Below are 2,794 nucleotides of genomic sequence, written 5' to 3'. Positions count from 1 at the left end.
AGGAGCATGACCCCGTCGTATCCCTGGGCATCGAAGAGGCCCGGAAGCTCTCCGTTGTGCTTGGACTTGAAGGACTGAATAAACGCGGCAGTCTGCGGCGACGCCTGTTCAGTGGAGAAGCCAAGGGCCGCCATCGACCCTTCGACTGCGGACCCGCCCAGTTCGATGAATTTCGGGGAGAACAGCCCGTCTCCGCCGAACATCGGGCATTTCAGCCCCTGCTTGCGGGCCTCCTTCATGATGAGGGCGCCCTCGGTGTAGTAGCCGGAAAACATGATGACGTCAGGGTTCTGTGCCTTGATGTTGGTGATCTGGGCGCTGAAGTCCTTGTCGCCGTCCTTGACCTTCTCGTCAGCCACGATCTTGATCTCCTTGACTTTGGCTGCGGCATCGCGGAAGGTCCGGGAGAGACCGACGCTGTAGTCGTTGTTGTCAGAGGTGATGATGGCGACCTTCTTGAAGTTGAGGTCTTTCGCGAAGTAGTCGATGACGGCGGGGATGGCGATGCTGTCAAGGAGGGTGTCGCGGAAGATATAGTCGCCGACCTCGACTACGCCCGGCCCCGTGGCTCCGGCGGAGAGGAGAACCACGCCTGCCTTCTGGGCGATCGGTGCCGCGACCTTGGTGATACCGGTGGTCGGGTCGCCGACGATGGCGTTGACGTTGTCGCGGGAGATGAACTTCTGGGTGACGGAAGCGCCTTCCTGCTTGTCGCCGCGGTCATCCGCCTCGACTATCTCGATCTTCTTGCCGAGAACGCCGCCGGCAGCGTTGACCTCATCGGCCGCCATCTTCATCCCTTCCAGGGTGGGCTTTCCGAACATCGCGACATCGCCCGTCAGCGCTCCGAGGAAGCCGATCCTGACGGTGTTCCCGGCAGGTGCCGCGGCAGGCGCCGGTGCCCCCTCTTTCGCCTCCTTCTTCTTGCAGCCGAAAGCACCGACAGCGAGAAGTGCCATTATCAGCCACGCACTAATCTTCTTGAAAGTCATGCCGATTACCTCCTTTGGTGGTTGGTGAGATTGAAGCATTTCAGAGCAGGACCGGGCGCAACAAGCTCGGGTCAGGGAGACGTTGGGAAAAGTGGCAAAGGGGCATCTGCAAGTGGCACCGTAGCTGGTGCAAATGTCAGAGCATGCTAAAAAGAGACAACATTTTCGAGATGTTTAAATAATATTTTTCCCTTTGTCAATCAGTTGTTACTGTTCGGCATCAAGCATACACGCATTTGCCATTGACACCACCGCCGCTGTATTAGTAATTTCACTCTACCGGCAACTCAGAACCGGCTATCGCCACCTCGATACCGCTGTTGCGACAGGCGAATGTGCCCAACCAAAGGAAGTGCTATGACTACGACCACCCTGAAAGAAGGCAGTACCATGAAGCATCACTTCGCCAGTGACAACTATGCGGGGATTTGCAGCGAAGCCTGGCGGGCCATGGAGGAAGCCAACACCGGTTATGCCTCTTCCTATGGTGACGACATCTGGACGGAAAGGGCTTGCGAGCGTATCAGGGAAGTCTTCGAGACCGAGTGCGAGGTCTTCTTCGTTTTCAACGGCACCGCCGCCAACTCCCTCGCCCTCGCCTCCTTGTGCCAGTCTTACCACTCGATCGTCTGCCACGAAATGGCCCACGTGGAAACCGACGAGTGCGGCGCCTCCGAGTTCTTCTCCAACGGCACCAAGGTTCTCCTGGTCCCGGGCGCGAACGGTAAGGTTGACCTGGAAGCCATCGAGCATACCATAACCAGGCGCAGCGACATCCACTATCCCAAACCTAAAGTACTGACCGTGACCCAGGCCACGGAACTCGGAACGGTGTACAGCGTGGCCGAGATGCAGGCGGTCGGCGACCTCGCCAGGAAGCACTCGCTGCGGGTCCATGTCGATGGAGCACGATTCGCCAACGCGGTGGCCTCGTTAGGGGTCGCCCCCAAGGAGATAACCTGGCAGGCCGGGGTGGACGTGCTGACCTTCGGAGGGACCAAGAACGGCTTTGCCGTTGGCGAGGCGGTGGTCTTTTTCAACAAGGAGCTCGCCTTCGAGTTCGACTACCGGTGCAAGCAGGCGGGCCAGCTCGCCTCGAAGATGCGCTTTCTCACCGCACCGTGGATCGGCATGCTGGAGAGCGGCGCCTGGCTCAGGAATGCGGCGCACGCAAACAACTGCGCGAGGCTCCTGGAGAGCGAGGTGCAGAAGATCCCGGGGATCAAGGTAATGTTCCCCAGCCAGGCGAATTCCGTCTTTCTGGAGATGGCGCCCGAGGCGCTGGAGGCCCTGCGGAATCTCGGCTGGCATTTCTACACCTTCATCGGTTCAGGCGGCGCCAGGTTCATGTGCTCGTGGGATACCAGGAGTGAGGACGTCGCGGCTCTGGCGCAGGACCTCCGAAAGGTGGCCGTATCTATACACCAGGGTATGGATATAGAGCCCCGCCTTACGACGAAGTAAGTCAACCTGCTTCATCTCTACAACAAACTTGAAACCCCTTTTTTAGTACTGTATAACTTTTTTCTTGAGTCACATTACTTCCGGTAACAAGCCCTGTATCCTGCGTACTGTCCTAGATCCATCTCGTTGTAACAGCGAGGGCCGCATATGAACATTCTCTTGTTGCGTCCGCATCCGGGTAATGACAGTTTCGGCCTCGGCCCGTTCTTTCGGGTGGAGCCGCTGGGGCTGGAGTACATCGGGGCGGCGCTGATCCGTGAGGGGCATGAGGTTACGGTGGCGGACCTGCGCTTCAGCCCCGGTCCGGCTACCTGGGTGCGCCGCACGCGTCCCAAAAT

2 protein-coding genes and 1 pseudogene are annotated in these 2,794 nt (G+C 58.8%); 2 read left to right on the top strand and 1 reads right to left on the bottom strand.

From position 1 onward, the window contains the following. The coding region (locus tag AC11W3_RS08985) for an ABC transporter substrate-binding protein (protein WP_484092875.1) at window positions 1-992 on the bottom strand (992 nt) is incomplete at its 3' end. Between the two features lie 357 nt (window positions 993-1,349). Between AC11W3_RS08985 and AC11W3_RS08980 the strand changes: the two genes are divergently transcribed. Both AC11W3_RS08980 and AC11W3_RS08975 read left to right on the top strand, forming a co-directional pair. After that, a complete protein-coding gene (locus AC11W3_RS08980; protein ID WP_484092874.1) occupies window positions 1,350-2,456 on the top strand; it encodes a threonine aldolase family protein in 1,107 nt (368 codons plus the stop codon). Window positions 2,457-2,603: 147 nt separating this feature from the next. Further along, window positions 2,604-2,794: pseudogene (locus AC11W3_RS08975) on the top strand (B12-binding domain-containing radical SAM protein); the annotation flags it as partial.

It is taken from the genome of Geomonas sp. (assembly GCF_056994735.1).
The sequence above is the reverse complement of the archived record's forward strand: the minus strand, read 5'-3'. Positions and strand labels throughout refer to the sequence as shown.